Source organism: Candidatus Tisiphia endosymbiont of Ptychoptera albimana, from assembly GCF_964026605.1.
Classification (GTDB): domain Bacteria; phylum Pseudomonadota; class Alphaproteobacteria; order Rickettsiales; family Rickettsiaceae; genus Tisiphia.
In genome coordinates, this window is the sequence record NZ_OZ032164.1 from 900,611 (window position 1) to 913,865 (window position 13,255).

At 33.6% G+C, this 13,255-nt stretch carries 7 protein-coding genes; 5 read left to right on the plus strand and 2 right to left on the minus strand.

Annotated features, from left to right (window positions below):
* Nucleotides 1-342: 342 nt before the first annotated feature.
* From mutS to AAGD36_RS04250, 3 genes are all read left to right on the plus strand, one after another.
* Nucleotides 343-3,018: a DNA mismatch repair protein MutS gene (mutS, locus tag AAGD36_RS04240; RefSeq protein WP_341755068.1), complete on the plus strand. Its 2,676-nt coding sequence runs from the start codon at nt 343-345 to the stop codon at nt 3,016-3,018.
* 16 nt (nt 3,019-3,034) lie between these two features.
* Nucleotides 3,035-4,861 (plus strand): single-stranded-DNA-specific exonuclease RecJ, encoded by a 1,827-nt coding sequence (gene recJ, locus AAGD36_RS04245; RefSeq protein WP_341755069.1) that lies wholly within the window; start codon nt 3,035-3,037, stop codon nt 4,859-4,861.
* A 911-nt stretch (nt 4,862-5,772) separates the two neighbouring features.
* Nucleotides 5,773-7,788: a hypothetical protein gene (locus AAGD36_RS04250; protein WP_341755070.1), complete on the plus strand. Its 2,016-nt coding sequence runs from the start codon at nt 5,773-5,775 to the stop codon at nt 7,786-7,788.
* A gap of 166 nt (nt 7,789-7,954) precedes the next feature.
* Here AAGD36_RS04250 and cyoE read toward each other — a convergent pair whose 3' ends face one another.
* Nucleotides 7,955-8,833 (minus strand): heme o synthase, encoded by an 879-nt coding sequence (gene cyoE / locus AAGD36_RS04255; RefSeq protein WP_341756002.1) that lies wholly within the window; start codon nt 8,831-8,833, stop codon nt 7,955-7,957.
* A gap of 59 nt (nt 8,834-8,892) precedes the next feature.
* Nucleotides 8,893-11,103 (minus strand): DNA topoisomerase IV subunit A, encoded by a 2,211-nt coding sequence (gene parC / locus AAGD36_RS04260; protein ID WP_341756003.1) that lies wholly within the window; start codon nt 11,101-11,103, stop codon nt 8,893-8,895.
* Nucleotides 11,104-11,872: 769 nt separating this feature from the next.
* Between parC and AAGD36_RS04265 the strand changes: the two genes are divergently transcribed.
* Together AAGD36_RS04265 and AAGD36_RS04270 are read left to right on the plus strand one after the other, a co-directional pair.
* Entirely contained in the window at nt 11,873-12,931 is a 1,059-nt protein-coding gene (locus AAGD36_RS04265; RefSeq protein WP_341755071.1) for an SGNH/GDSL hydrolase family protein, read from the plus strand.
* Nucleotides 12,932-13,108: 177 nt separating this feature from the next.
* Nucleotides 13,109-13,249, plus strand: a complete 141-nt coding sequence (locus AAGD36_RS04270; protein WP_341755072.1) for a hypothetical protein — start codon at nt 13,109-13,111, stop codon at nt 13,247-13,249.
* Nucleotides 13,250-13,255 lie beyond the last annotated feature (6 nt).

Consider the following 13,255-nt stretch of genomic DNA (forward strand, 5'->3'; position numbering starts at 1 on the left):
TGAAAATGAATAGTGAGCATGCTAGGTGTACATATAGTATAATTACGCATGCGAATCCATGATATTTTCAAAAAACAATTCTTCAAAGCAGAAGAGTATATAATTTCAAGAGTGGGTAGACGATAATAATTTCAAGAAGAGCTAGCTGTGCGTTGTGATATTTAGGGTACGATGACCTTAATTCTTGAAGTTCTATACCCTTCGCCTTTCAAGTGTTGGCGTTGTGGTACGATGGGACTTCGCGTAGGAACAACGGTTTGACTACGCCTAGCCAACTCTTGAAATTCATCGGGTATACCTGAGTATATACTCAAATCTAATTCAAACAACTAAAATATATCCATGACTTTATCCATGTCTTTAGAAGAATTTCGCCATAAATATAATTATGATCAATCAACCAAGATGATGCAACAATATTTAGACATCAAATTTGCCAATCTTGATTGTCTTCTATTGTTTAGAATGGGTGATTTTTATGAAATGTTTTTTGATGATGCAGTTCTTGCCAGCCAAGTTTTAGGTATTGCTCTTACCAAAAGAGGGTCTAATGGAGACTCTGAGATTGCTATGTGCGGAGTACCCCATCATGCTCTTGAGACATATTTAAATAAATTAATTGAAGAAAATTACAAAGTTGCTATTTGTGATCAACTAGAAACACCGGAAGAGGCAAAGAAACGCGGTGGCTATAAAGCTGTAGTAAATAGGGATGTAACGCGTATCATCACTCCAGGTACTGTTACTGAGGAATCTTTAATTGATGTTTGTGAACCTAATTATTTGGCAAGTTTAGTTTTACTAAAAAACGGAGCATCAATTTGTTACGTTGACATCTCTACTTCAGAAATTTCAGTTATAGAGATTCCGCAGAATGAGATTATCAACGAACTATCACGTCTTAAGCCTAAAGAGATTTTACTTAGCGAAAATTTGCAAGGAGGACAATTAGCTAATAGTATTCAGCAGCAATTACATTTTCGTGTCTCGTATCAAGTTGATAGTTTTTTTGCTCCTAAAAAATGCCATAAAATCATTTTAGATTTTTACAAAATCAATGATCTAAAAGCCATAGGGGAAATATCTGAATGTCAAACAAGTAGTATTGGTAGTATCTTAGAATATTTATCACTAACGCAAAAGCAAAATATACCTTCGCTACCTTTGCCTCGGTTGGTCAATTACCATAATTTTATGATTATTGATTCGGCGACTCGGCGGAATTTGGAAATTACTAATAATTTATTAGGAAAAACCAAGGGTAGTTTACTGGCCACTATTGATCATACAGTTACTAAGGCTGGTAGTCGTTTACTATATCACTTTTTATCTACACCACTAATAGATATTGATGAAATAAATTATCGACAAAATATCACAGAATTTTTTTATTCAAATATTGAACTAGTAGGGAATATTAAAAAGTTACTCAAGAAAACTGGGGATTTAGAACGTTGCTTGGCTAGAATTACCATGAATCGTGGCTGCGGGCGGGATCTGCTAAATATTAAATATACGTTAAATGCTGCACTGGAAATAAAAGGAGAGTTTATTTCCCATTATGGGCTAAATTTGCTAGATTATATAGAGAAGTTAATTAAACCTCTATCTGGAGATGAACAGTTATATTCATTAATAGATCAAGCAATTAGAGAGGATGCACCTAATACTATCAATGAAGGTGGGATAATAAATCATCATTATCATCCTAAAATACAAGAATTATATGACTTAATTAACAATGGCAAAGCCCATGTAGAAAAATTAAAAAATGTATATCGCCTTGATACTGGCATCGACACCCTAAAAATATCTCATAATAATGTACTTGGGTTATTTATTGAAGTTACCCTAAGACATAGTGATAAAATGTACGCATCAAAATTTATTCACCGACAAACAACTTCTAATGCTAGTCGCTATACTACTATTGAATTACAAAAGTTAGAAAGCGATATGGTCAACGCTAGGAGTTTAGCGGTTAGTCTTGAACTAGAATTATATAATAAAATATGCCAGCAAGTTATTGATAAAGCTATATTTTTACGATTACTTAGCTGTTCCTTGAGTCAGCTTGATGTATTTTGTAATTTTGCTTATATTGCTGATGAATATAATTATGTCAAGCCTAAATTAAGCAATGATTTGAGTTTTGAGATTATTGAAGGGCGGCATCCAGTCGTTGAGCAAAGTTTATCAAATGATAAAAAAAGCTTTATTCACAATAACTGTACTTTATCGGAAGCTAATAGAATTTGGTTAATTACTGGACCTAATATGTCAGGTAAAAGTACTTTTTTACGGCAAAATGCCCTAATAGCCATATTAGCTCAAATTGGTAGTTTTGTGCCGGCTAAAAGTGCCAAAATAGGTATTGTAGACAAGATATTTAGTAGGATAGGTGCAGGGGATGATTTACAAGCAGGTCAATCAACTTTTATGGTAGAAATGCTTGAAACATCAGCTATTTTAGCACAATCTACTAAAAATTCTTTAGTCATATTAGATGAGGTCGGGCGAGGAACTTCAACATATGATGGTGTATCAATTGCTTGGTCAGTGCTTGAATATATTCATGATAATCTCAAATGTCGATGTTTATTTGCCACGCATTATCATGAATTAACCAGCATGAGTAATTTTCTGCCAGCCTTACAAAATTATACAGTTGCTATTGAGGAATTAGGGAAAGAAATATTATTTTTGCATAATATTATAGCAGGGATGGCTGATAAATCTTATGGAATTCACGTAGCCTACTTAGCGGGTCTACCAAAATCTGTTATAATTAGGGCGAATGACATTTTAACAAAATTAGAAAAAACCGCAACGTACAAAAGCAAAAATATATTAAACACTGAATCAAACAATTTAAGTTTATTTGACTTACCAGTAGAGAGTAAAAAAGAAATAAAATTTAATAAGTTAGAAGAAGAAATTAATAAAATCGATCCCGATCAACTCTCTCCTAGACAAGCTTTAGAGTTGGTTTATAAATTAAAGAAACTAATTTTTTAAAATAGGGTTGCCTTACATGATAGTACCACTAGAACCCAAACGTTCAGTAAATGGAAAAATTTGGCAACAGCGATCAGTAAACGAGGATGATGTTTCAGAACTTTGTCGTTCTGTAGGAATCAGTGATTTTCTAGCACGGGTTCTATTTCCTCGCTTAGAGAACTTGTCACAAGCTATAGATTTTTTATCACCTAAGCTCAAGAATTTACTGCCAGATCCTTTTCATTTACTTGATATGCAAAAAGCAGTAGATAGGACTATAGAAGCTATTATAAATAAACAGAAAATCTGTATATTTGCTGATTATGACGTTGACGGAGCTACTTCTTCATCACTACTTAAGAATATATTTAGAGATTTAGGGCAAGAAGCTGATATTTATGTTCCAAACCGAATTGCTGAAGGGTATGGACCGACCCCAGCTGCTATGCAGAAAATTAAGGATAATGCTACTGAGCTACTTATTACTGTTGATTGTGGAGCAATGGCACATGAGGCTCTAAAATATGCAGCGCAAGTAAAGCTTGATGTAATAGTTATCGATCATCACATTAGTAGTGATATATTGCCTGACGCTGTTGCTGTTGTTAACCCGAATCGTATCGATGAGACCAGTAGATATAAGTACCTAGCAGCTGTAGGAGTATCATTTTTATTTGCTACCGCCTTATTATCCGAGTTAAAAAAACAAAATTTCTTTACCGATATAGCTTCGTGTTCGATACAAAATAGTGTATATTCAAAATGCCATACTCTACCAAATTTAATGCAATATTTAGACTTAGTCGCACTTGGAACAGTATGCGATGTAATGAAGCTTATTCACTTAAATCGTGCTTTTGTTGCTCAAGGATTAAAAATCCTTGGTCAAAGAAAAAATTTAGGTATGAAGACTTTATGTGATGTTGCTGGTTTAAATGAAAAACCAAACTGTTATCATTTGGGATTTGTCTTGGGGCCTAGGATCAATGCCGGTGGAAGAGTTGGTAAATCATCATTGGGTGCTAGTCTTTTATCTACCGAATGTGCAATAGAAGCAAATCTACTTGCACAGGAGTTGGAGAAACATAATAATGAGCGAAAAGTAATAGAGCTGATAATGATAGAGGAAGCTACTCAAATAGCTTTAACCCAAGAAAATGATAGTTCATTATTTATAGTTGGTAAAGGGTGGCATCCGGGTGTTATCGGCATTGTCGCTGGCAGATTAAAAGAAAAATTTAATAAACCAGTTGCAGTTATAGCTTTAAATGATGGAATAGGTAAGGCTTCTTGTCGTTCCATCAAAAATGTTGATTTTGGTAGTAAAATTATCAATGCCAAGACTAAAGAGTTACTTGTAGCTGGTGGTGGGCATGCAATGGCTGCTGGATTTACAGTATTAGAAGAAAAATTACTAGAGTTGCAAGAATTCTTAAATCATGCCTTTAAGATTGATATGAGTAATCAGAATGATATGAGTAATCAGAATGATATTGCCTATGAAGAATATGATGCGGAACTTACTACAAGTAGTGTAAATTTACCGCTAATGGATGAGCTAAGTAAACTCGAACCATTTGGCCAAGGAAATCATGAGCCAATATTTAAATTCTCTAATCTTTTTGTATTAAAAGCTGACATAGTCGGTGGTAAACATATAAGATGTTTGCTTGCTCCTTCTAAGGAAACTTTTGGCTCTAAAGCACTTCCTGCTATTGCTTTTAATGCTGTATCTAGTCCTATAGAAAATATTTTACTTAATATTAAGTCATATAATATTTCTGTAATTGGTTCATTAAAAATGAACAGTTGGAAAGAGTCTAATACTATTCAATTACAAATAAAGGACTTGATAATATGATATTTGTTAGCTATAGAAAATTAAGAGGATGGATATACTCTTCTGCTTTAAAAAAATGTCATCCCTGCTTCGGTGCAGGATATCATAGTACATTTTTTATATAACCACTATTAAAATGGCTGCTGTTCGTCATTGCGAGGAGTCGCGAAAAAGCGGCGAAGCGGCAATCTTTATGCAGTATTACACCTCACTTCACTAGATCGCCACGGCATCTAACGCACAACTGTTGAAAGTTTACAAATACCTATACCATTTCTATCCCATACACCGCATACTAACCTCGTTTTATGGCACAATTTTGATCCTATCCATCTCGAAGATAAGTCGCGTTAGCCGCTTTAAGAATGCATTTTTCCTTATATTAAAACCGCTTCCTCTTCTAACTTTCAACAGTTGATGACATCGGAGCTATTAAACCGATGTCTTACATCAATAGTTGAGGTTAACTATACTGAAAAACTTAAAGTATTTGCAAAAATATCATAAGTTACAAAAAAGTTACTATTTATTAGAGTTATTAATATAATTTTCGTGATGTTATTTGATATTACTTGATTACTGGCTATAAACCTGTCTTAATCTACTGAAGACGTCTTGTATCGCTAAATTATGAAAGAGGAAGTTTTGGAAAAAAATTAAGTAAGGAGTATAAGTGGAACAAGATATGTATAATTCCTTACTTAATTTTGACAATAAGATTACCTTACAAGAATGAAGTTATGCAAGAGCCTATTTCTACATACTAAAATGTAATACTGGAGTACCAGTAGTACAAACGCTGTCATTCCCACCGTAGCTCGGATGACAGCTATGTGTGTAGTCCAACTGAAGTTGGACAGCAGGTTTAGATAATATAAAATCTAACTGCTAATAATTAAATAATAAAACAATAACTATACCAGGAGGATATTATGTTTAAAAATATTAAGAAATCTAGTCCAGATAAGAGTGCTAGTCAAAATAAGAGTGCTAGTCTAGATAGGAGTACTGTTAATGATACTGGTACTGATCAGTTTTTAGCAGCACTCAAATCTAAATATTCCCAAGCCGCATTTAAAACTTTCCAAGACATGCTTGAAGCTTTAAATCAACAATATGGTGATATACAAAAGATCAGAACGCCTCTCGAATTCAGTTATACTGAGGCTCAGGATAAATATAAAATTTTACATGACGAGATCAAAAAAGATCGTATCCTTAAACCTGAGGAAACAAAGCAATTATTATTTAAGACATACGAGTATCAAGCTATTAGTGCTTTCCGAGCAAGTGAGTTTAAAGAACATAATACACATTTATTACATGCGTATAAAAATTATGGTCCTAATATAGATGAATCTATAATAGGACTAGAAAGATGGGTAAAGATATATACAAATCTTGATAAAGATGTACAAACAAAAGTACCAAGCATTTCTGAAAAATACAATAGTTTATTAGAAAAGGTTGCAACAAAAGTTCAGTTACTAATTAAGCTTGGAAAACATGACCAAGCTCGTGCAGAAATGAAGTATTTGAATGAAAATAGCCATAATTTCCAAATATTTGATCTATACTTTAGTACAATAAAAGATCCAAAGGAAGCTTTGAAGTATTTTGAAGACAAATCAAAGAATAATCTTACACAACGTCAAGATATTCATGATATCCTTAAAAAATGGCAAAATTACCTTATTAACCAAGTTAATGATAAAGAAGTTGCTGCCTATGTTTTAAAGTACAACTCAAATCCAACAGTTGCTACGGCACCTGCAGCTTCAGTTGTAAACCCTGAGATAAAGAAAGCTGGAAAAGACGTTGAAAAACTTCAAGAACAGCTTGAAAAAGCTTCCAATAAGTTAGAGACGGCTATAACTCGTGCTGAACATCAGGAACAGATAGAGAAACTTGAAGCTACACACAAAGCTGTATTAAAAGCTGAATTAGAGAAAGCTAACGCTGTATACAATGCTAAATTAGAGACAATTAAAGCTAAAGCTTCACCTACAAAAGATACTAAAGTGGATGAAGTCGGTGACTCTACTACTACTTCATCTCTAGCACCAGCGTATACCAGTATCCCATTTGTGGAAGTTGCTAAAAAGACTCCTACAGCTCCTATAGCTAAGCCTCTTGACGAGAAGGTTTTAAAGGAGTTAACTAAGTTAGCTAACTCGATTACGTCACTTAATCATTATGAGGAACAGTATAAGATTGATAAAGATAAGGCTAAAAGTATTTTGAGTGAAGCTGTTAAAGAGAATCCTGATGTATATAAAACTATAGATGATCCTAAAATTTTGGTGCTTCTTGCTGACGTTCTTTTGTCTTCAAATAAAATGGAGAAAGCAAGAATAGTTTGTAAAAAGGCTCTTGATGTTGATCCAAATATATGGGAAGCTACTGTGGAAGATATAGTTTTGCTAAATTTAGCTGGAGTTCTTTTACCTTCAGATCAACCAAAGGCTGAACAAATTTATAGTAAAGTTATGAATTTTCGTTTTATTTGTAAAAATGCACAAAATACGTATATAGTTGATACTAATAGGAAGATGAAAATAGCTAAGATTGTTGCTCAAGATGGATATGAAGATAAAGAGAAGGATTGCTTAGCTAAGGTCTGTTTAGGTGGTAAAGTATATCAGAAAGTACAAGCTCTAGATTGTTACCCACATACAGATGCTACTACTACTAAAAGACAAAAGATTGTTGAGCAATTGCAACAGTCGACTAAGCAAATATCGAAGTCAAACCCTACTGAGTTTGAGGGCAAAGTCTATGCGCTCTATTCAATGCTTTATCCTTTTTTAAAAGAATCTTCAGAATTCTGTCAGGATATGCAAGCAGAATACAAAACTCATTACTTGAATCCTACACTCTATATTTATCCCCCTACTGAAGAATATACTGCCAAGATCCTCGGTTTGTGTGCTGCTAACGAGTCTTAAGGCTACTCATAATAATATAGTGAATAAAGTGCCATAAATTATTCCTCCTACTTCAAAGCCATTAACAGCTTTTGAGGTAGGAGGGATAGTTGCTTAGGGTAATTTTAAAATTGGGCTGTTTTAAACAGCCCGGCTTTTAAATTGTTCTGTTGCTATCCACAAGCGGTTAGTTTCGAGAGAAGTCCAATATTAAAAAAATACTAAAAAGATAAAATATCGAATAGGCAAATAGTTTTTTAGCTTGTTTATGATCTTTATCACTAAACAGAGAGGCAGCATAGTATAAAAAAATTAGCCCCAGTATAAATGCAGTTACTAAATATACAAGATTACTTATTCCTAAAAAAAAGGGCGTAAATGAAGTAATAAACATAATGATACTATAGGCAAGAATTTGTTTCTTAGTATAATATTCTCCCTTTACCACTGGCATCATCGGGACACCACAATTTTTGTAATCTTCTGAGCGAAAGATTGCTAATGCCCACGAGTGTGGCGGTGTCCAGGTTAGAATAATCATAAATAAAGAAAAGGAGAAAAGTGAAATCTCATTAGTTACTGTTGCCCAGCCAATCATAGGAGGCAATGCACCTGCAACCCCTCCAATAACTATATTTTGCATGGTTGAACGTTTTAACCACATAGTATAAATGAAGACATAATACAATATGGTTATTAGTAACAATAAAGCAGATAGTAGATTAACACAAAGTCCCATCAAAAAAACTGAAAAAAACCCCACAACCACGCCAAAAGCTAAAGCGTCTTGTGGTTCGATAACCCCAATAACTAGAGGTCTATTTTGTGTACGTTTCATTATCGCATCAATATCCCTATCATACCACATGTTAATAGCTGCACTACTACCAGCTCCAAGTGTAATACAGAGCATAGCGATGCAAGCTATAAATGGATGGATGGGGTATGGAGCAAGCCATAGACCAGAAAAGCTGGTAAATACAACAAGTGCCATAACTCTTGGCTTCATGAGTAGGATATAGTCCATAACTGAACTATTATTAGACCTTTTTTTAATAGTATTCATGCCTATCTTGGCAAAAGAATTATTAATATAATTAGAGGAATTATTCATATATTTTCATCTTAAGAAAATTTATTATTTCTAGGGAATCCACTAGGAGGGATTTTACCAACCGAACCTCGTCGTCCAAGAAATGGTAAAAGATCTTTCTCTACCCTAATCTTTTCTCCTACTTTCCAGCTTAGTCCTAAACTACTATCAAATATCTTGACATCCATAAGTTTAGCATTTTTGAACTTTTGTAGAATTACCCCTTGTCCTCGTTTCATTATTGGTATTTCGTCTAGTTTAAATACTAGTAATTTCCGGTTCTCACCTATACAAGCTATACAATCACCTTCTACCGGCACACAAGCAATACAGGAATGATTTGCAGGAATTTGCATAATTTGCTTACCGAGTTTAGTTTGTGCTACTACCTCATCTGAATCAATGATAAAGCCTTTGCCAATACTACTTGCCAATAAAAGTTTTTGGGTAGTCTTATAGACCAACATGCTTATTATTTCTTCATTATCTATATCTATCATCAATTTTATAGATTCTCCATTGCCTTTGCCTTTAAATATATTATCGGCTAGGATAGTGAAAAAACGCCCCGCTGCACTTAATATAAGAATTTTGTCAGTAGTATAGCCTTCTAGAATAAAATTTTCTGCGTCTCCTTCCTTATATTTAACAGTTGATAAATCGTTATTATGACCTTTTAAAGAGCGAATCCACCCCATTTTGGAACAAATTATGGTGATAGGTTCTTTGGTTATAAAAGCTGAAATATCAACAATCTGAGCAACAATATTAGCTTCTTCAAAACTAGTTCGGCGTAACCCCAATTTAGTGCTAAAACCAAACTTTGTTTGCACCATTTTAACTTCTTTCTTAACTATCTTTTTTAATTCACTCGGATCTTGTAGAATTTTCTGTAAATTCGCATGTTCTTTTTCGAGTAGATTATGCTCGTTAATAATTTCTTGTTCTTCCAATTTTCTTAAAGATCGCAATCTTGTATTAAGAATTGCTTCAACTTGTACATCAGTTAAAGCAAACTTAGCTATCATTACTTGTTTAGGTTCATCTTCTTCACGAATAATTTTAATTATTTCATCCAAATTTAAGTAAGCTATTCTTAGACCTTTGAGAACTTCCAACCTATGTTCAATTTTGCCAATAAGAAATTTAGATCTGCGAGTAATAATATTTTGTCGGTGTAATAAAAACTCCTGCAATATTTCCAGTATATTAGCTACTTTAGGAATATTATTTGAACCTATAACATTCATATTAAGTTGAATTCTATTTTCTAGAACTGTTAATTTGAACAATGACTCCATAATTACATTAGGATCACAATTACGATCCCTAGGTTCAATAATTAATCTTATATCTTCTGTAGATTCATCTCTAATATTGCTTATTAAAGGAATTTTTTTGTCTTTTAACAGTACAGCTATTTGTTCGATAAGTTTAGATTTTTGTACTTGATAAGGTATTTCAGTAATTACTATCTGATATAAACCATAACTTAGGTCTTCCTTTGCCCATCTTGCTCTTACTCTAAAGCTACCACGCCCTACGCTATAGGCTAGGCGGATTGAATCTATTCTATCAATAATTATTCCACCGGTTGGAAAGTCAGGACCTTTGACAAATTGCAAAATATCGTTAACATTTGATTGAGGATGGTCAATTAAATATATTAGTGCATCACATAATTCATGTAAATTATGTGGTGGTATACTGGTTGCCATTCCAACTGCTATACCTTCTGAACCATTAGCCAGTAAATTAGGAAACATAGCAGGCATAATGACTGGTTCAGTATCTGAATCATCATATGTAGCACGAAAATCGACAGTATCTTGATCTATATCTGACATTAATAAGGTACAAATTTCTGTCATTCTTGATTCTGTATAACGCATAGCTGCTGCGTTATCTCCATCAATAGAACCAAAATTTCCTTGTCCATCAATTAGTGGATATCTAAGAGAAAAATTTTGTGCAAGACGTACTAATGTATCATACAGTGCAACGTCACTATGTGGGTGATATTTACCCATTACATCACCGACAACTCTTGCACATTTCTTATGGGCAGAGGTCGGTTCTAACTTTAGTTGGAGCATGCCATACAATAATCTGCGATGCACTGGTTTTAACCCATCACGAACGTCAGGCAAGGATCTTGACATAATTGTTGATAGAGCATAAGAGAGGTAACGCTCTGATAATGCATTACCAAAGTCTATATTTTCTATTTTAGCATCATCTATCATACAAAACTTTTTCTTATATTTATTCCGTGTTCAGTAGACTTACTGCATAAGTCAATCTAGTTGGTGATTTTGTCGTCGAAACTCACCTCCGCTCCTCACGTACGTCTGTGTACGCGAAGGTAGCCGGCTTCGTTTCTCCTAAAAATCCCTCAACTATCTTTGATTTATGCAGCAAGTCTAGTATAATATCCTAAATATATGCTAGCACTAATAGCAAAATGATATTAAATAATAAAAATTATACTTTTTCTTTCATCAATATTTGAGGTTACTATAGGAATTATACCTTACTCTTGACTCTTGTACAAGGCACAATACTTTAAACCTCAGTTTTGGATTAAAATTAATCCGAAATTGAGGTTTTAAACAATAATAAAATTCACTTGTTTTTCAATATACAATCAGTTAGAGTCATAATTTATCATCATTGAAGATGTTATAACCTCAGCATACGTAATGGAAGTTCATAAAAAATAGTAACTTAACATAAATTTTCATTCCAATTTCAGATTAATTTTATTATCTGAAATTGAGGTTTATAAGTATCTTCGCTTTTTAAAATTATCTGATTCAGCATAGTCTGAGAGGATTCATATTTGGGTATATTGCTATGAAGTTATTGAGTCAATTTTTCTTGATGTCACTATTATCGTTGTTACTAATTGGCTGCGGCAGTAACAGATGCAAAAATGTTCCCCTCAGCTTGTTGTCTAAACAAAAGATATCCACATCTCAAACCGATATAAAATACAGGCAATTGTATATTATGGGTGACAGTTTATCTGACACCGGAGCTTTTATTGGAAGTCTTAACAATGTATTGAGCGTTATGCAACAAGACTTCCATGTATTGAAGTGGGTTAAGGAAATATATTTTTCTCCACCATTCTATAAAGGAGTATCCTTTAGTGATGGTCCAGTAGCTGTTGAATATGTGGCTGCGGGGTTAGGTTTACCAATAACAGCTGGTTGGAGTTTTAACATAACGCCAGAATTTAAACAATGGATTGTACAACAAAAATCTAAAGAATTATCAATACCAGTTGAACAGATTTTGCAAAAAGAACGTTTAAGAAGTACGGTGACTTATAGTCTACATGATAAAGTTGGTACCAATTATGCTGTTTCAAATGCTAGGGCATCTGTTGGTAATGACTTACCATATACCCTATTATTTAATCAGTTTCAGTTAAAGAATCAATTTAATACCCTTATTAGACATCATCCAGATATTGGAGAAGACGACTTGTTTATAATCATGATTGGTGGAAATGATGTTATGGCAGCCGTTTTTTCTAAAGATGCTGTTGGGATAATTAATGAGAGTATTACTGAAATATCTAATGTCCTTGAGCTTTTAGCAAAAAGAAATGTCAAACATATAGTCGTGGCTAATGTGCCAGATATAGGATTGATCCCGGCTTTTATCAATACCAGTAAACAATTAGTGGCTACACAATTAACGCAGGATTTTAATCAAAAGTTAAATGATAAAATAGAGAACTTTAGAAAAATGTATCCAGAAATTGATATAAGACTATTTGATATAAATAATACGTTAAAGAATGTGATCATTGATTACAAGAAAAAAGGGAAGAATATCTCCAAGGCTTGTGTTTCGGATATAGCTGATCATCAAAATCTTATGACATTACTAGAGTTAATATTAACAGGAGAGTTGAGAGCTACATATAATCCCCCATGTAGTAAGTATGAGATTTGCAACTATCTGTTCTTTGATTATTTTCACCCATCTGCATTGGTTCATAAGACAGCAGGTGATACCTTATATAATCTTATAGTTAATCCAGAAAAGTTTAGATAGAGCTTCCGTAATGGCATTTCTTAACTTATCAAATTTTTTAATAATTTTTCTTGAATAGCAGGGGATTATATTGGGTAAATCGGGAAAAGTATATACTCAGGTAGAACTTCAAGAAGAGCTAGGCAGTAGCAAAGTCGAGCGGCGTAGCGTACATGAGTAACTAGGCAGCTTCGATCTTTGGTCGCGGGAACGCCAATTCTTAAAGTTCTACCTGAGTATATACAAGGCACAATAGACTTGCTGCATAAATCAAAGATAGTTGAGGGATTTTTAGGAGAAACGAAGCCGGCTACCTTCACGTACACTGCTCGTAAATGAAGAGTT